Origin of the sequence: Catenulispora yoronensis (genome assembly GCF_039531695.1) — a bacterium.
Taxonomy (GTDB): domain Bacteria; phylum Actinomycetota; class Actinomycetes; order Streptomycetales; family Catenulisporaceae; genus Catenulispora; species Catenulispora yoronensis.
In genome coordinates, this window is record NZ_BAAAQN010000071.1 from 1 (window position 1) to 23,452 (window position 23,452).

The 23,452-nt window shown below is 71.4% G+C and carries 19 protein-coding genes; 9 read left to right on the forward strand and 10 right to left on the reverse strand.

The window, feature by feature from the left end; all coding sequences use genetic code 11:
* Positions 1–299: 299 nt before the first annotated feature.
* Together ABD481_RS39245 and ABD481_RS39250 are read right to left on the reverse strand one after the other, a co-directional pair.
* On the reverse strand, positions 300–1,238 hold the full coding sequence (locus ABD481_RS39245) for a cation diffusion facilitator family transporter (protein ID WP_344670962.1): 939 nt from the start codon (positions 1,236–1,238) through the stop codon (positions 300–302).
* Positions 1,239–1,301: 63 nt separating this feature from the next.
* Positions 1,302–2,921 (reverse strand): AMP-binding protein, encoded by a 1,620-nt coding sequence (locus ABD481_RS39250; RefSeq protein WP_344670963.1) that lies wholly within the window; start codon positions 2,919–2,921, stop codon positions 1,302–1,304.
* 118 nt (positions 2,922–3,039) lie between these two features.
* Between ABD481_RS39250 and ABD481_RS39255 the strand changes: the two genes are divergently transcribed.
* The gene (locus tag ABD481_RS39255; RefSeq protein ID WP_344670964.1) at positions 3,040–3,705 is read left to right on the forward strand and encodes a DUF4253 domain-containing protein; all 666 of its coding nucleotides are present in this window, start codon (positions 3,040–3,042) and stop codon (positions 3,703–3,705) included.
* Between the two features lie 107 nt (positions 3,706–3,812).
* On the opposite strand, the gene ABD481_RS39260 is transcribed toward ABD481_RS39255, so the two are convergent.
* A complete protein-coding gene (locus ABD481_RS39260) occupies positions 3,813–5,273 on the reverse strand; it encodes an MFS transporter (protein ID WP_344670965.1) in 1,461 nt (486 codons plus the stop codon).
* A gap of 119 nt (positions 5,274–5,392) precedes the next feature.
* On the opposite strand from ABD481_RS39260, the gene ABD481_RS39265 reads away from it, so the two are divergent.
* Positions 5,393–5,866, forward strand: coding sequence for a MarR family winged helix-turn-helix transcriptional regulator (locus ABD481_RS39265; RefSeq protein WP_344670966.1), 474 nt, complete (start codon positions 5,393–5,395; stop codon positions 5,864–5,866).
* Between the two features lie 19 nt (positions 5,867–5,885).
* Here ABD481_RS39265 and ABD481_RS39270 read toward each other — a convergent pair whose 3' ends face one another.
* The 7 genes from ABD481_RS39270 to ABD481_RS39300 all read right to left on the reverse strand — a co-directional run bounded on the left by ABD481_RS39270 (position 5,886) and on the right by ABD481_RS39300 (position 13,134).
* The gene (locus tag ABD481_RS39270) at positions 5,886–7,052 is read right to left on the reverse strand and encodes a hypothetical protein (RefSeq protein WP_344670967.1); all 1,167 of its coding nucleotides are present in this window, start codon (positions 7,050–7,052) and stop codon (positions 5,886–5,888) included.
* Positions 7,053–7,263: 211 nt separating this feature from the next.
* Positions 7,264–8,508, reverse strand: a complete 1,245-nt coding sequence (locus ABD481_RS39275) for an MFS transporter (protein ID WP_344670968.1) — start codon at positions 8,506–8,508, stop codon at positions 7,264–7,266.
* A gap of 38 nt (positions 8,509–8,546) precedes the next feature.
* Positions 8,547–9,398 carry a class II fructose-bisphosphate aldolase gene (locus ABD481_RS39280; RefSeq protein ID WP_344670969.1) on the reverse strand — a complete coding sequence of 284 codons (852 nt, stop codon included), beginning with the start codon at positions 9,396–9,398 and terminating at the stop codon, positions 8,547–8,549.
* Between the two features lie 8 nt (positions 9,399–9,406).
* On the reverse strand, positions 9,407–10,372 hold the full coding sequence (locus ABD481_RS39285; protein WP_344670970.1) for a 1-phosphofructokinase family hexose kinase: 966 nt from the start codon (positions 10,370–10,372) through the stop codon (positions 9,407–9,409).
* Positions 10,369–11,328 (reverse strand): ROK family protein, encoded by a 960-nt coding sequence (locus tag ABD481_RS39290; RefSeq protein ID WP_344670971.1) that lies wholly within the window; start codon positions 11,326–11,328, stop codon positions 10,369–10,371. Before ABD481_RS39290 ends, ABD481_RS39285 begins: the two co-directional genes overlap by 4 nt.
* A gap of 1 nt (position 11,329) precedes the next feature.
* Positions 11,330–12,253 carry an SIS domain-containing protein gene (locus ABD481_RS39295; RefSeq protein ID WP_344670972.1) on the reverse strand — a complete coding sequence of 308 codons (924 nt, stop codon included), beginning with the start codon at positions 12,251–12,253 and terminating at the stop codon, positions 11,330–11,332.
* A 116-nt stretch (positions 12,254–12,369) separates the two neighbouring features.
* A complete protein-coding gene (locus ABD481_RS39300; protein ID WP_344670973.1) occupies positions 12,370–13,134 on the reverse strand; it encodes a DeoR/GlpR family DNA-binding transcription regulator in 765 nt (254 codons plus the stop codon).
* A gap of 584 nt (positions 13,135–13,718) precedes the next feature.
* On the opposite strand from ABD481_RS39300, the gene ABD481_RS39305 reads away from it, so the two are divergent.
* From ABD481_RS39305 to ABD481_RS39335, 7 genes are all read left to right on the forward strand, one after another.
* Complete coding sequence (locus ABD481_RS39305; protein ID WP_344670974.1) at positions 13,719–14,900, forward strand: aminotransferase class V-fold PLP-dependent enzyme; 1,182 nt, start codon at positions 13,719–13,721, stop codon at positions 14,898–14,900.
* A gap of 143 nt (positions 14,901–15,043) precedes the next feature.
* Positions 15,044–16,426: an ABC transporter substrate-binding protein gene (locus ABD481_RS39310; protein ID WP_344670975.1), complete on the forward strand. Its 1,383-nt coding sequence runs from the start codon at positions 15,044–15,046 to the stop codon at positions 16,424–16,426.
* On the forward strand, positions 16,423–17,325 hold the full coding sequence (locus tag ABD481_RS39315) for a carbohydrate ABC transporter permease (RefSeq protein ID WP_344670976.1): 903 nt from the start codon (positions 16,423–16,425) through the stop codon (positions 17,323–17,325). The genes ABD481_RS39310 and ABD481_RS39315 overlap by 4 nt, the downstream gene beginning before the upstream one ends.
* The gene (locus ABD481_RS39320) at positions 17,322–18,206 is read left to right on the forward strand and encodes a carbohydrate ABC transporter permease (protein WP_344670977.1); all 885 of its coding nucleotides are present in this window, start codon (positions 17,322–17,324) and stop codon (positions 18,204–18,206) included. Before ABD481_RS39315 ends, ABD481_RS39320 begins: the two co-directional genes overlap by 4 nt.
* A gap of 8 nt (positions 18,207–18,214) precedes the next feature.
* Positions 18,215–19,963, forward strand: coding sequence for a glycoside hydrolase family 36 protein (locus ABD481_RS39325; protein ID WP_344670978.1), 1,749 nt, complete (start codon positions 18,215–18,217; stop codon positions 19,961–19,963).
* The gene (locus ABD481_RS39330) at positions 19,960–21,027 is read left to right on the forward strand and encodes a LacI family DNA-binding transcriptional regulator (RefSeq protein WP_344670979.1); all 1,068 of its coding nucleotides are present in this window, start codon (positions 19,960–19,962) and stop codon (positions 21,025–21,027) included. The genes ABD481_RS39325 and ABD481_RS39330 overlap by 4 nt, the downstream gene beginning before the upstream one ends.
* Positions 21,028–21,110: 83 nt before the next feature.
* Complete coding sequence (locus ABD481_RS39335) at positions 21,111–23,207, forward strand: ArnT family glycosyltransferase (RefSeq protein WP_344670980.1); 2,097 nt, start codon at positions 21,111–21,113, stop codon at positions 23,205–23,207.
* The last annotated feature ends 245 nt before the right edge of the window (positions 23,208–23,452 follow it).

The window sequence follows — 23,452 nt, forward strand, 5'->3', positions numbered from 1 at the left end:
CTGCCTCAAACGCTACATAGCCAACGAAATCCACCGCATCCTCACCCACCAAAACACCACACAACCAACCCCCACACCTTGACATAGGAGCATCGGAAAGACCGGAACCGAAAACCTAACTTTGGCAAAAAGCGAGGCAGCCGGTCGCGATGACCAGCGGTCCTGCTGGCCGCTGCCGGTTGTGATTGTGGCAGGAAGCCGTTCCACACGCGGAGGCCGCGCCCCCGGGCTCGGGAGCGCGGCCTCAAATCGTCGCGTTGTGCGTCACTGCCCGCTGGCCGTCAGGCCGTTGGCGTACGTCACCCCGTTGTCGGGGAGGGCAGGGGGCCGGGGCGGCGGATGTCGGGTTCCAGGTAGATCAGGCGGGCTTCTGGTACTGCTTCGCGGATGCGGAGTTCGGCTGCGTCGATTGCTTGGGCGATGTGTTCGGCGGTTTCGTCGTGGTCGACGGCGATCTTCATCGCTACGAGGAGTTCTTCGGGGCCAAGGTACATGGTGCGGAGGTGGATGACGTCGGTCACTGTTTCGCCGTCGACTGCGGCGGTGCGGATTGCTGCTACGTCGTGCTTGCCCGCGCCTTCGCCTACCAGGAGACTCTTCATCTCCACGGCCAGGATTACGGCGATGCAGACCAGGAGGGCGCCGATGCCGAGGGTGCCGATGCCGTCCCAGCGGCCGTTGTCGGTTACTACGGCCATGCCCACGCCGAAGAGGGCGAAGCAGAGGCCGATCAGGGCGCCGAAGTCTTCGAGGAGGACTACGGGGAGTTCGGGGGTGGTGGCGTGGCGGATGAAGCCGGCCCAGGAGCGGCCTTCGCGGAGGTGGTTGGATTCGCGGATGGCGGTGCGGAAGGACATGCCTTCCATCACGACCGCGAACAGGAGGACGCCTACGGCCCAGTACCAGCTCTCGACCTTCTCGGGGTGGGTCACCTTGTGCCAGCCCTCGTAGAGGGCGAACAGGCCGCCTAGGCTGAACAGGACCACGCTGACGATGAAGGCGTAGACGAAGCGTTCGCGGCCGTAGCCGAACGGGTGTTCGTCGTCTGCTTTCTTTCTGGCCTGCTTTCCGCCGATCAGCAGCAGCACCTGGTTGCCGGAGTCGGCGACCGAGTGCACGCCTTCGGCCAGCATCGAGGCCGAGCCGGTGAAGGCGTAGGCCACGAACTTCGACACGGCGATGCCCATGTTGGCGCCCAACGCCGCCACGACCGCCTTCGTACTACCTCCTGCGCTCATGCGCGAGACTCACCTGCTCCTTCACGATTCCCCGGGCCCGAAAGGAAGCAGCGTAACAACGATCTAACGGTGCCCGGGCGGAGTTCGCCCGTGTTCGTCGAACTCGCGTGCCAGTGTCATGCGCTCGACATCGGTGAGCACTCGGAATCGTCTGCCGCGTCCCGATCGCAGGAATACCGGATCGGGGGTGTGCCAGGCTTCGGCGACCAGATCGCGGACGACGATCTTGTTGGTCGCTGTTCGTGGCATCGAGGCGACGATGCGTATGTAGCGGGGCCACCAGAGGTCCGGGATGGCGCGGGACTCCAGGTGGGCGGCGAGGGCGTCCGGGTCGAAGGGGCGGCTCGGCTCCAGGGCCACCATCACCTGGTCGCCGGAGGCCGCGTCGGGGACGCCGTAGGCGGCGGCGGACACGGCGCCTTCCCACTCCTCGACCGTGCGGGTGATCGGGCCGCTGGCGAAGTTCTCGCCGCCGACGCGGATCCAGTCGCCGGAGCGGCCGGCGAAGTGGAAGTTGCCCTGGTCGTCCCGGTAGGCCAGGTCGCCGGACCAGAAGCGGCCGTCGCGGAGCCTGGCGGCGTCGGCCTCCTGGTGGCGGTAGTAGCCCTCGAAGGCGCCGGCGCCGGCGAAGTTGACCATCTCGCCGACCTCGCCGACGGCGCATTCGGCGCCGGTCTCGGTGTTGACGATCCGCACGTCGCCGACCGGGACCCCGAGCGCCCCCGGCGGCGTCGACGGCAGCCGGTAGAAGGAGATCCCGCCCTCGGTGGAGCCGAAGCCGTCGGTCACCGCGCAGTCGAACCGCTTCGCGAAGCGCTCCACGTCGGCCGGCGCCGCCTCGTTGCCGAAGACCTGCCGCAGGGTGTTGTCGGAGTCGTCGGGCTGCTCGGGGGTGGCGAGGATGTAGGCCAGGGGCTTGCCGACGTAGTTCGCGTAGGTGGCCTGGAAGCGCCGCACGTCGGCCAGGAAGCCCGACGCGGAGAAGCGGCGGCGTAACGCGAGCGTGGCGCCGCTGGCCAGCGCCGGGATCCAGGCGGCGATCACGGCGTTGCTGTGGAACAGCGGCATCGCGCAGTACAGGACGTCGTCGGCGGTGAGGCCGCGGTGCTGCGCCACGGTCGATCCTTGCGACGCCACCTTGCCCTGGGAGCAGATGACGGCCTTGGGCGCGGACGTGGTGCCGGACGTCAGGATGAGCATGAACGGCAACTCGGCGGGGTTCTGGGCGACGGGCCGCCGCGCTCCGGGCTCGGGCCGGGGCAGCCATCGATCGGGCAGGTCGACGTTCACCACCGGGATCCCGCTGTCGCGCACCATCGCCAGGAACGGCGTCTCGGTGACGATCAGTGCGCAGTCGGTGTGGCGGGCGTCGCGCGCGACTTCCACGGCGCCGCGCGTCGGGTTCAGCCCGACCAGGGTGAAGCCGCCGAGGCCGGCCGCGCCGAGGAGGAATGAGAACTCGGCCACGTTCTCCATCAGCACCCCGACGTGTCGCGGCCCCTCCCCCGCCGCCGGCAGGCGCTCGGTCAGCCAGGCGGCGCGCGCGGCGCTGCGCCGCAGGTGTTCGTCCCAGGACACGCGCCGTACGACGCCGTCCTGCCCGGCCCAGGTCAACGCGGTGCGGTGGTCGCCGACGCGGGCGGTGAGGAGCTCGGCCACGGAGGTGTTCCAGCGTCCGGTCATGCCGCGCAGGGTAGGGATTGTCGCTCAAGACGTGAAGGGCCATCCGCCGACCGCCATGCACGATGTGACCAGCTAGCGGTAGTGCTTCCGGTGGGACCGACCCTCTAGTGTCACCACTGTGAAGGACTTGATCGGCACGGCAGTGGTGAAGTGCACGCTCGCGGACGGCACCGACATCTCGGTGGTGCCGGTCGAGCCGGGCACCGCGCCGGAGGTGTGGCGGACGTTGCGTGATCAGCATGCGACGACCGGTCTGTGGCCGTTCCTGGTCGACTCCGGGGACCCGGGGTTCCTGGACCGGCTGCCGCTGTCGGGCGGGGAGCGGGAGTACAGGGAGTACCACCGGGGCGCCGCTGAGATCTTTGCTGAGTTCTTCGGGCGGGCGGGGACGGGCCGGGAGGAGCCAGTGGCCGAGGAGCCGGCGGTCGACCGGGCGTCGGCGGTGGCCGGGACGACGGCCATCGCCCTGGTCGCGGCGGAGTGGGGCGGCGTCGAGATCCCCGGGTTGCTGGACTGGGACGGTGCGCCGTCGTTGTCGGGACTGGAGCACACGGCGGTGCTGGCCGACTGGCATCGGCGGTTTGGGGCGGAGCTGATGACGCTGACCGGGGACCGGATCGAGCTGTCCGTGCCGCGACCGCCGGTGGAGGTCAAGGAGGTCGCGGCGGTGGGGATGGAGCAGGCGGGCTATTGCCCGGGTGTCGAGCAGGGGCAGGCGAGCGGTTGGCTGTGGTGTTTCGGGTGGGGCGGGGGAACGGTCGGATCCGGCTACGGGTCCGGGTGAGAGAGGCACGGAAGCCGTGGCCGGAACACACTCCGGCCACGGCTTCCGAGTCCTCGGTCGGCCGGCGGCTGCGTCGCCGCCTGCTGTGAGGCGTCAGGCGTCGGATATCACGCGTTGGCGCCGGCCAGTTCGGCCCGCGTCGGCTCGCCGTCCTGCGTGACGATCGGGGTCGTCATCATCGACATCTTCGGTGGCTTCACCAGGAACGGCACGCCGGCGGCGACCACGGCCAGGGCCGCGGCGACCACGAAGCTGTGGCTGTAGGCGTCGATGGTCGGCAGGGCCACGCCGGGCGCGACCTGCTTGACGTTCGCCGCGAGGATGGCGCCCGTCACGGCGGTGCCGATCGCGCCGCCGACCGTGCGCAGCACCGCGTTCATGCCGTTGGCGATGCCGGACTGCTGCACCGGGACGGAGGCGTTGATGTAGGCGGGCATCGCGGCGTAGGCCATGCCGACGCCGACGCCCAGCAAGCCGGAGGCGATGACGACGTCGACCGGCGAACCGTGGACGAACACCAGCACGCCCAGGGCGACCGCGGTGGCCGCGCCGCCGAGGACCAGCGGGACGCGCGGGCCGCGGCGCTTGATGAGCGCGGCGCCGCCCAGGCCGGCGGCGAAGGAGCCGACCGCGGAGGGGAACAGCATCCAGCCGGAGGCCAGGACCGAGGCGCCGAAGCCGTAGCCGACGGCCTTCGGGGTCTGGGTGAAGTTCGACATCAGCAGGAAGGCCCCGTACATCGCGAAGCCGACCAGGACCGCGGCGGTGTTGGTGACCGCGATGGTGGGCTTGGCCAGCATCGCGATGTCGACCAGCGGGGAGGCGACGCGGCGCTCGACCACGACCCAGAGCGCCAGCGTCAGCGCGGCGGCGGCGAACAGGCCCAGGGTGCGGGCCGAGGCCCAGCCCCAGTCGTTGCCCTGGCTGACCGCGATCAGGAACGCCGACAGCCAGCCGGCCAGCAGCAGCGCGCCGAGCGGGTCGGCCTTGCCCTCGGCCGTCACCGGGTCGTGCGGCACCAGCAGCAGGACCAGCGCGAAGGCCACGGCGGCCAGGATCGCGCCCATCCAGAACACGGCCTCGTAGTCGAAGTGCTGGACCACGGCGCCGGTGGCGACCAGGCCCAGGCCCGAGCCGATGCCGAGGGAGGCGGAGATGAGGGCGACGCCGCCGGTGACCTTCTCCCGCGGCAGCTCGTCGCGGACCACGGCCACGGCCAGCGGCAGGATCGCGCCGCCGGTACCGGCCAGGACGCGGGCTATCAGCAGCAGCTGGAACGAGCCGCCGATGCCGCCGAGGACGCCGCCGGCCAGCACGCCGGCGATGGCGACGACCAGCACCGGCTTGCGGCCGCGCAGGTCGCCGACCCGGGCCAGCAGCGGGGTGAGGACGGCGGCGGAGAGCAGGTTGGCGGTCATCAGCCAGGTGATGCCGCTGCCGGCGACGTCCAGATCCTTCTGCAGCGTGGGCAGGATCGGGACGACGGAGGTCTGGACGAGGGAGAACGCCAGAACGGACAACACGAGCGCGGGCAGTACGCCCTTGCCTCGCCGCGCCTGGTCGGACATGCGGTGCTCCATTACGTGCATTACTTTCACTGGTCTACAGTTAATCTCATGAAGTATTTAACCACGACCGGCGGCCGGGGTGTTGAGCCCCTCCCCCCGCCGCGCATACGGTGACTGACGTGAACCCCGCTGAACGCCCCGCCGGCCTGGACCGCCGCGACCCGCTCACGGCCCAGGTGCTCGAGCTGTTCTGGATGGTGTCGCAGGCCTTCTTCGACAACTACGACCAGGCCGCGGCCCGCCACGACCTGACCCGCATGCAGGCGTTCATGCTGGCCCACCTGCTGTCCGGACCCAAGCCGATGCGCAGCCTGGCGGGACACCTGAAGTGCGAGCCGTCGAACATCACCGGCCTGGTCGACCGCATGGAGGCCCGCGGCCTGGTGACCCGGGAACCGGACCCGGAGGACCGCCGGGTGAAGAACATCACAGCCACGGAACTCGGCCGCGCCTCGTTCGAGGCGGTGTGGTCCGAGCTGACATTCGCCGCCGAGCCGCTGGGCGCACTGAGCGGGCAGGAGCGGGAGACGCTGCGGGATCTGCTGCTGCGGGTGGTGCCGACGGGAGTGGAAGGCGCGACGCCGAAGGGCTAGGCGGCCCTGTCGGCCCTGGCTACTGGTCCTGCTCGACGGTGACGGGCTTCGGGTAGCCGGTAGCGGCCGAGGTGATGGCGACGCCGAGAACCAGCGCGGTGACGAGTCCTTGAACGATCGCGACCTTGGCGTGCCCGAGGCGGGTCAGAACGAACGTGATGAAGCCGAACACGACCGCGACGACGAACAACACCGCGAGGTCCTCGACGTAGGCCTGGCGACGCAGGCTCATGCCCGCCTCACCCATGCGCTGGACCTCGATGACGACGAGGGCGATCAGCGCGAAGAAGGCGATGCCGACGTCGGCGAGGAAGACGCGGCCGAGGACGGAGAGGCTGCCGGATTCGGGGACGGCGGGGGCGGTGGGCGCCGGGCGGCGGGGAGGCTGGGGTGCGGCGACGGTGCGCTGCGGGGTGGTTTGCGGGGTAACCTGCGGCGGCTGCTGGGACTCGGGGGCGCGGAAGAATTCGGACCAGTCGGAGGGCTCGGCTTCGGAGGTATCCGAGTCGGACAGCTCAAGAGACTCAGATAGACCGAGAACGGCAGTCGCCGCAGATACGTCGGCCGGATTGGTGGCGGGAGCCGAATCGCCAGCCTCAACCGAATCGGCTGCCAAGGCAGGAGCCGAATCGGTCGAGTCGAGTGCCAGGTCGCTGGCTACAGAAGCCTCGCTCGCAGAAGCAGAATCGCTCGCCTCGACCGAATCGGCTGCCGAATCGCTGTCAGCAACCGAATCGCTGGTGGCGGAAGAGTCGCCCGCAGCAGTCGAATCGCCGGCGGTAGGCGAATCAGGCTCCGCGTCAGCTGAAATCGCCGAGTCGACAACCGAATCGCTGGCAGCTGCCGAGTCTGCGGCGACCGTCGAGTCGAGTGCCAGGTCGCTCGCGGCAGAATCCTCGCTCTCAGAAACAGAATCGCTCGCCGCATCCGAATCGATCACCGAATCGCTGACATCGGACTCATCAGCGGCCAAATCACCATCAATCACATCGTCTGCCGCCTCGGGCGTTCCCGAGTCGCCGGCCTCCGGCTCACCATCAGCCGAGTCCCGCGCCTCCAGCGCCGCCAGCACCGCGCCTTGAATCTCCGCCGTTTCGGCAGCGACCGCGGTCGAGGCGGACTCCGCCTCCTCAGCCACAGCGGCGGTGACCTGCGCCTCCACCTCGACCTCGACCTCGACCTCCACCCCGACCTCCGCCGCCGGCTCCGTCCGAGCCCCTTGCGGTGGCACCGCCCCGAGTGTTGTCTCCTGCGCGCCGGCCATCTCAGGGTTCGCCATTAGTCGCTGTTCCTTGCAGTCGCCGCGATCGGGTGTCCGCTTATGCTGGCGCAGGGGACCCCTGGTGCGCCACCCGTACTGGTCGTTCGGTGGGTGGGGGGTATTGGAAAGTCCTGATTCACAGGGCCAGGGCCGGGGCGGTGAGGGGTTCGGCGGCGGCGCGCAGGCTGCGGACGGCTGGGACTGCCAGGAGGACTGCGCAGCCCAGGACGGTCGCGCCGGCGGACAGGAGCAGGGCGCCGCGTTCGCCGATCAGGGTCGCCTCCGGGCCGGACAGGGCTTGGCCGACTGCCAGGAGCGAGGTGCAGCCCGCCACGTCGTAGGCGTAGAGGCGGTTCAGGACCGGGGGCGGGATCTGGGTCTGGCCGGTGGTGGTCCACAGCACCAGTTCCATCGAGCGGGTCCAGCCGCTGACGAACATCGCCGCGCCGGTGAGCAGGAGCGGGGCGTCGACGCCGATCGTCACCATCGGCAGCGCCATCGGGAACGTCAGCAGGAAGGCGGTGCGCAGCGGGAAGCGGGGGCGCAGGCGGGCGACGCTGAGGCCGCCGAGGACGCCGCCGGCCATCTCCAGCGCCAGCATCAGGCCGAAGGCGGTGGAGCCGTGGCGGGTGGTGAGGACGCTGATCGACAGCACGAAGAACGGCCCGAAGGCCACCAGGCTCATCACCGCGAACACCACGATGACCGTCCAGAACCAGGTCCGGCTGCGGAATTCGCGCCAGCCCTCGACGATGTCCTGCTTCCAGTGCTGCGCCGCCTCGGGCTGGGCCGGCGAGGTCCCGCGCAGCCGCAGCAGGCAGACGGCGCTGACGGCGTAGGCGCAGGTGTCGACGGCGAACACGGCCTGCGGACCGGCCACCGCGACCAGGCCGCCGCCGGCCGCCGCGCCGATGACCGCCATCAGCGCGGTCGCGGAGGACAGCAGTCCGGAACCCTCCTGGACCCGGCCCGGCGCGATCGTCGGCATCATGCTGCCCAGCCCCGGCTGGAACAGGCCGGTGGCGGTGCCGTGGATCAGCGAACCCAGCAGGAAGAACCAGAACGGCGGATGGCCGACCAGGATCAGGTACCCGGCCAACGTCCCCTGGAGCACGAAGCGGGTGACGTCGGCGCCGATCATCTGCCGCAGCGGTCCGAAGCGGTCGGCGAAAACGCCGCCCACCATGACGAAGACCACGAACATCCCGACCTGACCGGCCAGCACCAGCCCCAGGCCCCCGGCCCCGAAGCCGGCCGACAGCGCGGCCACCGCCAGTCCCACCGGGATCATCGCGTCGCTCAGAGCGGACGTGACACGCGCCGTGAAGAACAGCCGGTAGGGCCGGACATGGAACAACTCGAACTCGGCGCGCCGAAACATCGAACCCCTAAGCAGATCCCGACCCGTTCAGCGAACGATCAACCGAGAACGTTAATGAAATGCGCCGCGGTTTTCACCATGTTTTCGCGCGCCGAGACGAGGTATTTGCGCGGATCGACAGCGTCGGCGGGCGCCTGGTCGAGGTAGGCGCGCACGGCGCCGGTGAAGGCGATGTTCAGCGCGGTGCCGATGTTGACCTTCACCAGGCCCCCGGCCACGGCGCGCGCCAGTTCCGCGTCCGGCACACCGGAGGAGCCGTGCAGCACCAGCGGGACGCCGACCGACTCGCGCAGCCGGGCGATCAGCTCGTGGTCGAGCACGGCGCTGCGCTCGGTCATGGCGTGCGAGCTGCCGACGGCCACGGCCAGCGCGTCGACGCCGGTGGCGGTGACGAACTCGTGCGCCTCCGCCGGGTCGGTGCGGGCGCCGGGCGCGTGCGCGGACAGCGGCGGCTCGCCGTCCTTGCCCCCCACCTTCCCGAGTTCGGCCTCGATCCACAGGCCGTGCGCGTGGGCCCATTCGGCGGCCTCGCGGGTGGCGCGGACGTTGGCCGCGTAGTCCAGGTGCGAGCCGTCGAACATGACGGAGCCGAAACCGTGGTCGGCGGCCTGCCGCAGCAGGTCGGGGTCCTCGACGTGGTCCAGGTGCAGAGCGACGTCGACGGCGGCGGCCTCGGCGACGGCCGCGGCGGCGCGGGCGATCGGGGCGAGGCGGCCGTGATGGAACTTCACGGCGTTCTCGGAGATCTGGAGGATGACCGGCGCCTGGGCGGCCTCGGCGGCGCCGGCGATGGCCTCGGCGTGTTCGAGGGTGATGACGTTGAAGGCGGCCAGGGCCCGACGGTCGGCGCGGGCGGCGGATATGAGGTCTGCGGTGGGCTGGAGCGGCATGGGGGTCCTTAGGAAGCGGCTTCGATGTCGCGCTGGAATTCGGGCTCGCGCTGGATTTCGATGTCGCGCTGGAATCTGCGGTAGGCCTCGGCGTCGAACACCCCGGCGCGGTCGGTGCGGACGGTCGCGGCGGACAGGGCGGCGGCGTCGGCGAGGGTCTGGGGCCAGGGAGTGCCGTCGACGAGGCCGATGGCGAGGGCGGCGACCGCGGCGTCGCCGGCGCCGGTCGGGTTGCCGCCGTCCACGCGCGGCGGGCGGGCGGTCCAGGTGCCGTCGGGGGTCCGGACCGTGAGGCCATCGGGGCCGTGGGAGGACACCACAGCGCGGGCGCCGCGCCGGAGCAGTTCGGCGGCGGCGCGGGCCGGGTCGGCCAGGCCGGTGGCGTCGCGCAGTTCGTGGGCGTTGGGCTTCACGACCGCCGGATGTGCCGGGAGCGCGGCGAGCAGGGCCGGGCCCTCGGTGTCCAGGATGGTCGGGACGCCGAGGGCGGCGGCCAGGTTGATGAGCTCGGCGTAGGCGTCGTCGGGCAGGCCGCGCGGCAGTTTGCCGGACAGCACCAGGACGGTGGCCATGTCCAGCGACGCCGTTTCCAGAACGGAGCCGACGGCGGCGCAGATCTCGGCCCATTCCTCGGCGTCGAGTTCGGGCCCGGCTTCGTTGAAGCCGGTCGCCAGGCCCTCCGGGGACCCGGTCTCGACCACCGTGACGGTGCGGCGGGTCGCGCCGCGGATCGGTATCACGTGGTGCGGGACGTGAGAGGCGTCCAGCTCCGCGCGCACCGCTTCGCCGTCGAAGCCGCCGAGCGGCAGCACCGCGAGGGTTTCGCGGCCGAGGGCGTGCAGGGTGCGCGCGACGTTCACGCCCTTGCCGCCGGCCTGGGCGGCGGTTCGCGGGCGGTGCGTGGTGCCGGGCTTCAGCTCCGGGACGCTGTAGGTGATGTCCAGGGCGGGGTTGAGGGTGACCGTGACTATCACGGCACCAGGTCCCAGGCGAGCAGTCCGGCGCCGAGACAGCCGGCGAGGTCGCCGAGTTCGGCGGTGACCAGGTCGGGCAGCGCGTGATAGGTCGCCTTGGCCGCGAGCGCCGCCGCGAGCGGCACCATCAGGGCGTCGCCGGCCTCGGCAAGCCCGCCGCCGATGACGACGCGGCCCGGGTCGAGGATCGCGGAGAGGGTGAGCAGGGCGTCGGCAAGGGCGTCGACGGCCTCGTCCCAGACGCGGACGGCGATCGGGTCGCCGGTGGCGAGCCGGGCGACGACGTCCAGGGCGCCGGTGTTCTCGGTGCCGGCGGCCTCGGCGTAGCGGGCGGCCACGGCGCCGGCGGCGGAGTACTGCGCCAGGCAGCCGGCCAGGCCGCAGCCGCAGGGGAGGCCGCCGGGCCGGACGACGAAGTGGCCGAGTTCGCCGCCCATGCCGTGGGCGCCGAGGTTCGCCTTGCCGTCGACCATGATGGCGCCGCCGACGCTGGTGCCCAGCGGCAGGAAGACGAAGCGGGAGGCGCCGCGGCCGGCGCCGATGCGGGCCTCGGCCACTCCCCCGGCGCGGACGTCGTGGCCGATGGCGACGGGCACGGCGAGGCATTCGGCGAGCAGCGCGCGGAACGGGACGTCGCGCCAGCCGATGGTGGCGGAGAAGACGCCGACGCCGGTCTGCTCGTCGATGATCCCGGGCAGCGCGACCCCGGCCGCGGCGACCGGGGTGCCGTCGGCGGCGGCCTGCGCGACGAGCTCGGCGGCGAAGCCGACGATGGTGTCGATGACCGCTTCTGGACCGCGCTCGATCCGGGTCGCGCGGCGCCAGGTGCGGGTCGGCTCGCCGGCGCGGGTGACCAGGCCGGCTTTGATGCCGGTGCCGCCGACGTCCAGGGCCAGGGTGTGGGCGGGCTCGGGGGCGGCGGGCTCGGGGGCGGCGGGCTGCTCGGAATCGGGCATATCAGACCTCGGACAGGATGATCGAGCGGGTCAGGTTGCGGGGGTTGTCGACCTCCAGGCCCTTGGCGGCGCCGAGGGCCACCGCGAGGCGCTGCACGCGGATCAGCTCGGCGAGCGGGTCGCGGCCGTCGGCGCAGGCGTCCAGCCAGGCGCCGCCGGTGGCCCGGACCTGCTCGGCCAGGCCGCGCGGGGCGTCGCCGAGCATCCAGGTGAGGGTGCCCGGGGAGGCGATGCTGATCGGGCCGTGGCGGTACTCCATCGCCGGGTAGGACTGGGTCCAGGTCAGCGAGGCCTCGGTCATCTTCAGGCCGGCCTCGTTGGCCAGGCCGACGGTCCAGCCGCGGCCGAGGAAGGCGAACTGGGTCTTGTCCAGCAGGTCGGCCGGCAGCGGCTCGGTGGCGCAGGCGTGGGCGTCGGCGGCGGCCTTCTCGACGTCGAAGACGGTGCCGGACTGCGCGGCGACGTGGGCGCGGAACAGCGTCAGGGCGGTGGTGGCGAAGCGGGTCTGGACGACCGACTTCTCGTCGGCGAAGTCCAGGACGATGGTGGCGTCGGCCAGGGCCGGGGCCGGGGTGGCGGGGTCGGCGATGACGGCGACGGTCGGCAGGACGCCCTTGAGGCGCTCCAGGAGTTCCAGGACCTCGGTGGTGGTGCCGGAGCGGGTCAGCGCGACGACCCGGTCGTAGCGGCGGCCGAAGGGGAACTCGGAGGCGGCGAAGGCGTCGGTCTCGCCGAGTCCGGCCTGCTCGCGCAGGGCGGCGTAGGCCTGGGCCATGTAGAGCGAGGTGCCGCAGCCGACGACGGCGACGCGCTCGCCGCGGGCCGGCAGGGCGTCGGCCGTCGGGCTCACCGCGATCGCGGCGGCGCGCCGCCAGGTGTCCGGCTGGCTGGCTATCTCGGCTTCGACGTGCGCGGATCCGGACATGGTCACTCCCCAGGCTGGCGGCGATCGTGCTTGTATCTGAACGATAGCCAGAGGAAGCGAGCAGAATCAAGCAGATGGGGGTGGTGTCGCGGGATTTCGCCCCGGGATTCGCGGCCTCACTCCGCGATGTGGATCCGCACGCCGAGCTCGGCCAGCGCCTCCAGCTCGGCCGGGTCGGCGCTGGGGTCGGTGACCAGGTCCGAGACCAGCGCGGCCTCGGCGATGCGGGCGAAGGCGCGGCGGCCGACCTTCGTGCCGTCGGCGACCACGATCACGCGCGCCGACTGCAGGATCATCGCGCGGTTGGTCTGGGCCTCGACCTCGTGATGCGTGGTGACGCCGGCCGTCGCGCTGACGCCGCCGACGCCGAGGAAGGAGGCGTCGAGGTTGAAGCCTTCGAGCGCCCGCTCGGCGACCGGGCCGATCAGCTCGTACGACTCGGTCCGCACGGTGCCGCCGGTGACGACCAGGTCGATCGCCGGGCGCAGGGCCAGCTCGGCGGCGATGTTCAAAGCATTGGTGACGATCTTCAGCCCGCCGCGCATGCCCAGGTAGCGGGCCACTTCGCTGGTGGTCGTGCCCCCGCACAGGCCGACGGTCGCCGCACTCTCATCGATCAGACCCGCCGCCAGCTCCGCGATCCGCCCCTTCTCCTCCTGCTGCCGAGCGCCGCGATACCGCATGGGCAGCTCATAGAGGACGCCGGCCGGAACCGCGCCACCGTGCGTGCGCTTGACCAGCCCCTGCTCCTCCAGGGCTTGCAGGTCACGACGGATGGTGGCCTGCGAGGTACCCAGGCGGTCGGCGGTCTCCACCACACCGACCGAACCATGGTCGGCCAGCAGGGCGAGGATGGCTCCGAGGCGGTCTTCTTGACGCATGGGGACACAGTAGCGCTCGATCGCGCACAACGATGCTCGATCGCGCAAAATCCGAGCACCAATGATCATCGACGCCAGCGACGGCCCGGCCCGCCGCCGGGGCTTGCCAGAACGCTCCGGAGCCCCTACTTTGAACGTTCAAATCCCAAGAGTCACACCAGCGAGGGGCGGCGATCGGCGATATGAACGTTCAAAAAACGGGACCGGACCCGGTTTCCAGCCCCCTCCCGGCCGGCGGAGGACGCGACCGGGCCACTGCGACGACGCTCGGATCAGCATCCGGAACGACATCCGGGGAGATGCCCTCCAACGGGCTTGGAGCAGCGACGACCCCGGCCGGCCGTGCCAAGACCGATGGCACGGCTGCCGCCACCGCTGGGGACGGGCCGATCGGCTCGGCCTTGGCGGGGCGGACGGGTGGGGGCGCGGATGCGGGCTGCTCGGTGGCGAGCGCCGGGGGGTTGGGGACAGGCGCGGCAGCGACTCCAGTCGCAGAGAGCGAAGGCCGGGAGGCTGGGGTGTCAGGGGTGAGCAACTTGATGGAGAGCACGGTCGCAAATGGCGCTGCGGTTCGGGAAGTAAAGATGAACAGTTCGGCGGCTCGCGTGCCGGAGTCGAAAGCGTCGCTGAGCGATTCGGTGGCGCTGGGGCGAAGCGGGGTTCAGGCGTACCTCGCGCGGTTCGCGGAGCCGGACGGGTATCTCGATTTTGCTCGGTTCGGGCCGGTGTCGTCGGATGTGGCTTTGGTTTTGGAGCGGGCTGCCACCACGGTGCGGGTCCGGGGGTGGGATGCGTTGGAGGAGTACGACGCGGCTTTGGTGCGGGCGAAGGCGGTCGCGGGTGAGTTGTTGGGGTGCGGGGAGGGGGAGGTGGGGTTGGTCAGTTCCACGTCGCACGGGTTGGCGGCGGCGGCTTTCGGGGTGCGGGGGCCGGGGACGGTGGTGGTGGCGCGGACTGATTTTCCGGCGGCGGTGTATCCGTGGTTGCGGGCCGCGGAGCGGGGTGGGTTGGCGGTGCGGTTCGCCGAGGGGCCGTTGACGGCTGATCGGTTGCGGCCCTTGCTGGACGAGTCGGTGCGGGCGGTCGCGGTGTGCGCGGTGGATGCCGGGAGCGGGTTCGTGGCGCCGGTCGGGGAGTTGAAGGAGTTGATGGGGGCGCGGCGGGTTCTGGTGGTCGACGCCGTGCAGGCTTTGGGGGCCACGCCTTTTGACGTGGAGGCCGCGGACGTGGTGGCGGCCGGGGGACAGAAGTTCTTGCGGGCCGGGTGGGGGGCCGCGGTGTTGGCGGTGCGGGAGCGGGTCGCCGAGTTCGTGGGGCCGGGGATCGGGGGGTGGGCCGGGGTGGACGATCCGATCGGCGACGCGCCGCATCCGCATCCGCCTCGACCCGGGGGCACGGCTCACATGTTCACGAACCCGGACGGGCCGGCCGTGGCCGCCCTCGGCGCCGGGCTTCGGCTCGCGCTCGACACCGGCGTGGCCCGGATCCACGCCCTGATCTGCGAAGTCGTCGACGCGATCGCCGACGCGGCAAGGGCCGCCGGGGCCGAGGTCGAGACGCACGGCAGCGGCATCATGCGGCTGCGGATGCCCGGCATCGATCCGACGCGCGTGCACACCGCGCTCGCCGATGCCGGCCTGACCACCACCCTGCGCGGCACGTGGATCCGCATCTCACCGCACGCCAGCAGCCGCCTCGAACTCGCCGACCGGATCGGCGACGCCCTCCGCGGCGTCAGCGCCGGGGCTGATATCAAAACCCGCTGAGACTTTCACCGACGCACCACCCGCGGCGTCCATCTCACGCCGCGGCCGTAGGACCAGAACAACCACAGCAAGGCAGCATCACGATCACCAGTGCAACATCACACGTCACACACTCAGAACCCCTTCCTTCGAGAGGACCTCCCATGCCCGACATCTCCCGCCGCGGCCTGCTCCGCGCCTCCGGCCTCGGCCTCGCCGCCCTCGCCGCCGCCCCGGCCCTCGCCGCCTGCTCCGGCGACGGCGGTGGCAGCGACAGCACCGGCGGAACCGGCGGCGGCACCGGCGGAAACAACGGCCCCGGCTCGGCCACCGGCAAGATCACCGTCTGGTCCTGGACCACCGCGGCCGCCGCGCTCAAGGGCGTCGTCCCGGCCTTCCAGAAGGACAACCCCGGCATCACCGTCGACGTCCAGGACGTCGGCAACCCCGCGATCTGGGACAAGATCACCGTGGGGCTGGCGGCCGGCGGGCAGGGCCTGGCCGACGTGCTGCACATCGGCTGCGACTACCTGCCCGGCTACCTGGAGAAGTTCCCCGGTGGCCTGGCCGACCTGTCCGCGCTGGGCGCCGACGCGCACAAGGACGAGTTCGCCAAGGGCCTGTGGCCCGCCATCACCGGCAAGGACGGCCACGCCTACGCCCTCCCCTGGGAGGTGAACCCGCTGGGCTTCTTCTATCGCAAGGACCTGTTCGACAAGGCGGGCATCGACCCCGCCGCCCTGGAGACCTGGGACGACCTGATCGCCGCCGGCCCCGCCTTCCAGGCCGCCAACGCCGGCGCCGCGTTCCTCGGCATCGACAAGCCCGCCGCCTCCTCCCCCGACTGCGACTTCCTCCAGTCCCTGATGCAGTTGCAGGGCGCCTTCTACTTCGACCTGCAGGGCAACATCACCATCTCCTCCCCCGCCTGCGTCAATGCCCTGAGCACCCTCAAGCGACTGAACGACGCCGGCCTCGTCGCCGACGCCGCCGGCGACCACGGCTGGAGCAAGCTGGTGCAGTCCGGCAAGGCGGCGGTGGCGCCCTACCCGGCGTGGGCCGCGCACTACCTGTCCACCAAGTTCCCGGACCAGGCCGGCAAGTGGCGGCTGGCCAGGCCGATGGCCGTCACCAAGGGCGGCAAGCGCTCGGCGATCGTGAACTCCACGCACCTGGCCGTCGCCAACTCCAGCTCGCACAAGCAGGCCGCGTGGAAGTTCATCGAGTACGCGCTGACCAAGCCGGCGTCGGTGAACGCGATGTTCGACGCCGGCGGCGTGTTCCCGGCGCTCGCCACCGCCTACACCGACCCGCTCTACGACGCCCAGGACCCCTTCTACGGCGGCCAGGCTCCGCTGAAGACCTTCACCGGCCTGCTCACCGACGGCGCCGACGCCACCAACTACTCCGGCGACTACGCCCGCGCGCTCAAGCTGGCCTCCGACGCGCAGGTCAAGGTGCTGCTCAAGGGCGCCGACCCGGCCACCGAGCTGAAGAAGGCCGCCGACCAGCTGGCCTCGCAGACCGGACGGAAGATCGCCGCGTGAGCCTCGCCGTGACCGGTCGGCGGCGTGCCAGGCGCGCCTCCGCCCGGCGCAAGGCGGTGCCGTACCTGCTGCTGGCCCCGGCGCTACTGACGTTCGCCGTCTTCAAGGCCTACCCGATCCTGGACTCGCTGCGGATCTCCACCACCACCGGCGCCGGCGCCGCGACCCGGAGCGCCGGGACGAGCAACTACCGGCGGCTGATCCACGACCCCCTGTTCTGGCAGGCGCTGCGCAACACCGCCGAGATCCTCGTGGTCCAGGTCCCGCTGATGCTGGCCCTGGCGCTGCTCCTGGCCCTGGGCATCAACTCCGCGTTCGTGAAGTGGCGCACGGCCTGGCGGCTCGGCGTGTTCATGCCGGCCGTCACCGGCCTGGTCGCCACCGGTGTGATGTTCGGGTTCCTGCTGGACAAGAACTCCGGCGCGCTGAACTGGCTGCTCGACGGCGTCGGCCTGGGCAAGGTCGACTGGCTGGGCACCGGCAGCGGCGCGCGGATGGCCGTGGTGCTGGTCCTGACCTGGCACTACACCGGCTACAACGCGGTGATCTACCTGGCCGGGCTGCAAGGCGTGCCCAAGGACCTCTACGAGGCGGCCATGGTCGACGGCGCCGGCCCGGTCCGGCGGTTCCGGTCGATCACCGTGCCGGCGCTGCGGCCGATCATCCTGTTCACCGTCGTGCTGTCCAGCATCGGCACGCTCCAGCTGTTCGACGAGCCCTACATCCTCACTCGCGGCGGGCCCGACAACGCCACCCTGACCGTGTCGATGTACCTGTACGAGAACGGCTTCCACTACTTCGACTTCGGCTACGCCTCCGCCATCGCCTACGCGCTCACACTGCTCGTGGTGATCCTCGGCGTGGTCCAAATGCGGCTGATGGGAGACCGCGACAAATGAGCACCGCCGACAGCATCCCGGGCCGATCCGGAACGCGCCGCACCGCGAATCCCCCCGCCGCCAAGCGCCTGCGCGGCTGGCCCCTCACGCTCGTCCTGGCCACCGTCACCGGCCTGTCGGTGGCGCCCTTCTACTGGCTGGTGGTCAGCGCCACGCAGAAGGATTCCGATATCTTCGCGTGGCCGCCGAAGCTGGCGCCGTCCACGCACTTCCTGGCGAACCTCCGCGACCTGGACGCGAAGATCGGGCTGTGGCGGGTCCTCGGCAATTCGCTCGCCGTGGCCTGCCTCCAGACCCTCGGCGGCCTGTTCGTGGCGCTGCTGGCCGGCTACGCCTTCGCGAAGTTCCGCTTCCGCGGCCGCACCGTCCTGTTCGGGCTGCTGCTGTCCACGCTCGTGGTCCCGGACCAGGTGATGCTGGTCCCGCTGTTCCAGATGATGCGCTCGTTCCACCTGCTCGACAGCTACCAGGCGCTGGTGCTGCCGGGGCTGTGCGTGCCGTTCGCGATCTTCATGATGCGGCAGGCGCTGTCCGGGCTCCCCGACGAGCTGCTCGACGCGGCCCGCGTGGACGGCGCCGGGGAGCTCAGGGTGCTGCTCAGCGTGGTGGTCCCGGTCATGCGGCCGTTCTTGGCGGCGATGTCGGTGTTCCTGTTCCTGGGCTCGTGGAACTCGTTCGTGTGGCCGCTGATCGCCATGCGCAGCCCTGAGATGCACACCCTGCCGGTCGCGCTGGCCACCTTGCACGGCCAGGAGAGCAACACTGACTATGGGGCGATCTTGTCCGGGACGGCGCTTTCCACGGTGCCCATCATGATCCTGTTCCTCGTCCTCCAGAAGCAGTTCATCTCCGGCCTGCTGGCCGGAGCCACGAAGGGATGACCGCGGCCATGACCGATATCTGGGAGCCCTACGCCGCCAAGGCCGTAGGGGCGGAGCGCACCGTCGTCGTGGGTGCGTACGAGTTCATCGTCACCGGCGCCGAAGGCGGCCCCGAAGACCTCGGGACGGCCGTTCCGGACCAGGACGGAATCGTGGAGCTCGCGTTCGCCGCCGCCGGCGACGGCCCGATCCGCGTCGCCTGGCAGTTCCCCTGCACCGACGTCACCGCGCTGTGGACGCCCGAGGCCACCGGCCGGGGCTGGATACCGGCGGCGTGGACCGCGCCGAAGCGGGTGTCGCTGACGCGGGGCGCGCCGGTCGCGTCGCTGGTCGGCGTCGGCGACGTCAGCCGCTGCACGTTCGCGGTCCGGGAGGCCGAGGTCCTGGCGGCGGCCGGGGTGCACGAGGAGACCGGCGAGTTCCGGTTCTGGGTGCAGGCCGAGGGGCGGCTGACGCTGCGGGTCGACTTCTCGGCGCGGCACTTCGCGCACTGTCTGGCGGACGTCGGCCGGTGGTGGCAGGACGGCCGGGAGGCGGACTATCCGGACAGCGCGCGGCTGCCCGCGTACTCGACCTGGTACTCGATGCACCAGGACGTCACGCCGGAGAAGGTCGAGCGGCAGGCCGCGCTCGGGAAGCCGCTCGGGCTGGAGGTGATCATCGTCGACGACGGCTGGATGACGGCCGACCGGCGGCGCGGGTACGGGCACTGCGGCGACTGGGACCCGGTCTCGCTGCCGGACACCGCGGCGCATGTGGCGCGAGTCCACGAGCTGGGTGTCGAGTACATGCTCTGGTACGCGATCCCGTTCGTCGGGCGCGAGAGCTCGATGTGGGAGGCGTTCCAGCCGTACGCGCTGCGGGTCGCCGAGGACCTGGACACGATGGTGGTCGACCCGCGCTATCCGATCGTGCGGGCGCACCTGGTCGAGCGGCACGCGCGGGCCGTCGAGGCCTGGGGCATGGACGGACTCAAGATCGACTTCGTGGACTGGTTCGGGGCGTCGGCCGACGCGCCGCAGGCCAGGCCCGGGGCCGACTGCGCGACGGTCTCCGAGGGGGTGGAGCGGCTGCTCGCGGAGGTGTTCCAGCGGATCCGGGCGGCGAAGCCGACGGCGCTGGTGGAGTTCCGGCAGCCGTATGTGAACCCGGCGCTGTGGCCGTACGCGACGATGATCCGGGCCGTGGACTGTCCGCTGAGCCCGGCGGAGAACCGGCAGCGGACGGTGGACGTGCGGCTGGCGGCCGGGACGATGCCGGTGCACAGCGACATGCTGCTGTGGCACGCGGCGGAGCCGGCCGAGCAGGTGGCGTCGCATCTGATCAACGTGCTGTTCTCGGTGCCGCAGGTGTCGGTCGACCTGGCGGGGCTGGGGGTCGGGCAGCGGGAGGCGTTGGCGTTCTGGCTGGGGGTGTTCCGGCGGTATCGGGACGTGTTGCAGCTCGGCACGCTGGAGCCGTCGCGGCCGGACCTCGGGTATCCGGTGGTGCGCGCCTACGATGGGACGACTGAAATCGTCGCGCGGTATGCCGCGCTGCCGGTCGACGGCGCCGGGACCTGGGAGGAGCTGCTTGTGGCGAACGCCGATGCCGATCCGTATGTGCGGGTGGTCGGTGGGAGCGGGGCGGTTCGGGCTGTGGTGCGGGACTGCCGGGGGGCCGAGGTGTGGGAGGGGATGGTGGAGTTGGGGGATGTGGTGCCTTATGTGCCGCGTGGGGGGCTGTTGACGGTGAGTCGGGGTGGGCTGACCGCATGATTCGGGATCCGGAACCCGGGCCGCGTCGTGGGAAGGCGACGATCGAGGAGGTGGCGCGCGCCGCGGGCGTGTCGCGCCAGACGGTGTCGAACGCGCTGAACGCCCCGCAGCGGGTGCGCGACGCGACGCTGGCCCGGGTGATGGACGCGATCGAGGAACTCGGGTATCGGCCGGACTCGTCGGCGCGGTCGCTGCGTACCGGCGAGCGCCGGGTGATCGGGTATCTGACGCCGGCGGACGACCCGTTCGATCCGAATCCGCTGATGGGCGGTTTCCTGGAGGCGCTGGTCGACGCGGCGGGTGCGGAGGGGTTCCGGGTGCTGCTGTTCCGGCCGGCGCCGGGGGCTCGGGACGCGCGGGCGGTGCTGGACGAGGTGATCGCGGCGCGGCAGGTGGACGGGTTCGTGTTGTCGGACGTGTTGGAGGGGGATGCGCGGGTCGCGCATGTGGCACGGGCGGGGGTGCCGTTGGTGACGTTCGGGCGGGTGGGGGGTCAGGGCGAGGCTGGGGTCGGGGATTCCGGCGATGCCTGGGTCGACGTCGACAACGCGGCGGCGGTGACGGGGATCGTCGAGCATCTGGCCGGGGTGGGGCATCGGCGGATGGTGTATCTGGGTTCGGAGACGGGGTTGCCGTGGATGCGGGAGCGTCGGGAGGGGTTCCGGCGCGCGGTGGCGGCGCTCGGGGTGGAGGCGCGGGAGGCGGTTGCTCCGCTGGATGATCCGGGGGCGGTGGTGGGCGTGGTGCGGGGCGTGTTGGCCGCCACCGCGCGGCCGACCGCGATTGTGGCCGAGAGCGACAGTTTGGCGGTGGCGGCGTACGAGGCTGTGCGGTCGTCGGGGCTGACGGTCGGGGTGCACGTGGCGGTGACCGGGTTCGGCGACGCGCCGGTGGCCCGGGTGCTGCATCCGGGGCTGACGTCGGTGCGGCTGCCGCTGCGGGCGATCGGCGGGGAGATCGTGCGGCGGCTGGTCGCGCAGGTGCGCGGGGGGCTGGGGGCGGCGCAGGGGTTGTCGTTGGAGGCCGAGGTGGTGGTCCGGGAGAGCTCCGGGCCGCCCCGATAGTTCCATTATCTGCGACTCGTCCCGGTTTCGTAACGCGTGGCGACTCGCGGTGACCCGCGATCATCTCCGTCGTTGCACCGGGCATGGCGTGGATTACTCGACGGTCGTCGGACCGGGTCGCGGTCGCCGGGCTCACGGTCCTGGCGGCGGTGGTGTTCGGGTGGGGCTTCCAGCGCGGGCGGACGCATCCGTACTACACAGCCGCGGTGCGGTCGATGGGCGCCAACTGGCACGACTTCGTGTACGGGGCCTTCGATCCGTCGGGGTTCATCACCACTGACAAGCTCCCCGGCGCGTTCTGGGTGCAGGCGCTGTCGGTGCGGATGTTCGGGTTCCACGCGTGGGCGGTGCTGCTGCCGCAGGTGCTGGCCGCGACGGCGTGCGTGCCGCTGCTGTTCGTGACGGTGCGGCGGTGGGCGGGCCGCGCGGCTGCGTATGGCGCAGCGCTCTGCTACCTGCTGACGCCGGTGACGGTGGCCCTCTCGCGGAGCAACATTCCCGACGCGCTGATGGTGTTCTTCCTGGTCGTGGCCGCGCACGCGCTGTGGCGGTGGGCCGACGGCGGACGGCGCGCGGCGTGGTGGCTGGCCGGGTCGGCGGCCTGGTTGGGGGTCGCGTTCAACGTGAAGATGGGGCAGGCGCTGCTGGTGGTCCCGGTGTTCGTATGGGCTTGTTATCTGATGGGAGCCGGCGGCCGGGGACGGCGCCTGGGCCGCGCGGCGGCGTACGGCGCGGTGGTGACGGCGGTATCGCTGGCGTGGATGGTCTTCGTGACACTGACCCCGGCCGCCGGGCGGCCTTACATCGACGGCTCGACGCACAACTCGGTGTGGGAGATGGTCTTCCAGTACAACGGCTTCGGCCGGATCGGCGGCCAGGACGCGGGCGCCGATCCGCTGGCGGGCGGCGCGGTGCTGGCGGGCGCGGGCGGACCGGCGGGACCGGGCCGGATCTTCGGCGCGCAGTCGGCGGGGCAGATCAGCTGGCTGATTCCGGTCGCGGTGGTGGGGGCGGGGGCTGGGTTGTGGGCGGCGTGGCGGGGACGGCGGAGCAGCGAGAACAGTCAAAGCAACCTGATCAACCAAAGCAGTCACGCCAACCAAAGCAGTCAGACCAGCCAGAGCAACCTGACCAGCCGGAGCAACCTGACCAGCCAGACCAGCCCGACCAGCCAGACCAGCCAGACCAGCCAGACCAGCCAGACCAGCTCGACCAGCCCGACCAGCCCGACCAGCCAGGCCAACCAGGCGAGCCCAAGCAGCCAGGCTGACCAGAGCGCCTTGGGCAGCCACCGTGATCAGAGCGGTCCGGGTAGTCAGCGCGCCAAGCTGGCCGGCTACGTGTTCTGGGGCGGCTGGCTGGCCATCTACGCTCTCGCCTTCTGCACCGCGACCGGCATCCACTCCTACTACACCTCCACCCTCGCCCCACCGATCGCCGCCCTCGCCGGAGCCGCGTTCGCCGCCGCCGCGCGGGGCCGTGCCTGGCAGCTGCCGTCGCTGATCGCCCTCACCGCCGGCTGGGCGTTCCTAGCGAGTCGTGAGACTCCGCACTATCAGCCGTGGCTGCGCTGGTTCGTGGTGGTCGCCGCCGCGATCGCGATCGCGCTTCTCCCCTGGGCGCGGTTGGCTCGCAGTCGGGTGCTCAGCCTCACCGCGGCCGGGGCGGTCGCGACTGCCGTGTTCGCGGCGCCCGCGGTGTGGGCGTCGTCGGTGTTGACGCGTCATGGTGCGAGCATGGGCAGTGTCATGGCCTCGGCTGGGCCGCCGCAGGCGATGTTCGCCGGGCGGCACACCGCTCGGGGGCTGGCCGGCGAGCTCAAGGAGGGGATGCGGGCGTTCGAGCGCGGTCCCGACTCCCGTCTCGTCGGCTTCCTGCGTCGCCATCGGGACGCGCGGCCCTACGCCGCCGCCATCGACGGTTCCATGGCCGCTGCCGGGTATCTCGCCAAGGGGCTGCCGGTGCTGCCGATGGGCGGCTTCACCAGTGACGCCCCCGCGCCGACGGTCGGTGGTCTGGCGGGGATGGTGCGCAGCGGGGAGCTCCGTTACGTCATCGTCGCCGGGCAGCTGATGGGCAAGAGCGGGCCGCAGGCGGTCGCGCGGGACAAGTGGGTCTCGGACAACTGTCACCTGGTGCCGGGATTCGTCGGTGGGTCGAAATTGTTCGACTGTGTGTGAGGGTGGCCGGTAGAATCGCGGGCAACACGTTGACGGAGACGAGTAGTCTCGGGTCCGCGCGGGTGGAGAGAGTCGTCGGCAGCTGAGAAGACGGCCCCGTGTGCCGAGGTGAAGACACTCCCGAGTGCGGGGAGGCAATGCCCTGCCGGCTGGCCCTCGTCACGGGCCGCAACGAGGTCGTGGTGGACGTCGGTGCGCGAGCGCCGGCCAGGCCGCGGCGAAGGTGCGGTGGTACCGCGATTCCC